Annotated in this window: 1 pseudogene; it reads right to left on the reverse strand. The window is 68.7% G+C overall.

What is annotated here, in order from left to right:
• Positions 1-530 (reverse strand): annotated as a pseudogene (locus SACPADRAFT_RS28530) (poly(ethylene terephthalate) hydrolase family protein); the annotation flags it as partial.

The raw sequence follows: 530 nt of genomic DNA on the forward strand, positions 1-530 counted from the left end.
CTCGTAGAACGGTTCCGAGTGCGACGACACGGAGGCGATCGTGTCGTCCTCGGCGCCGATGATGAACGTGGGAACCGTGACCTGCCCCAGGTCTTGTCCAGGTTCCACGGGGTGAGCGGGATCGAGGCCTTGAGCGAGGGCCGGTCGGCGGTGGCCTCCAGGGAGCCGCCGCCACCCATGGAGTGGCCCATCACGGCGAGCCGGTCCGGATCGAGCCGGTCCTGCACGTCGCGGTCACTGTCCTCGACCAGATAGTCGAGTGCGGCCAGGAGTTGGTCACCGCGGCTGCCGGGCTGGTCGTAGCGGGTGTTGGTGTCGATGGTGAACACCACGAAGCCCTGGGACGCCAGTCGCGGTCCGTACCAGCTCATCGTGCTCTCCCCGGCGGTGTAGCCGGGGGAGACGGCCACGGCGCCGAAGGTCTCGGTGGCGTCGCCGGGGTAGTAGATGGTGCCTCCACCGAAGCCGGAGACCAGCGACGACACGTTCTCCTCGTCGACGGAGTAGGGGCCGCGCCGGTCCTCGATGCT

Source organism: Saccharomonospora iraqiensis subsp. paurometabolica YIM 90007 (genome assembly GCF_000231035.2).
GTDB classification, from domain to species: Bacteria; Actinomycetota; Actinomycetes; order Mycobacteriales; family Pseudonocardiaceae; genus Saccharomonospora; species Saccharomonospora paurometabolica.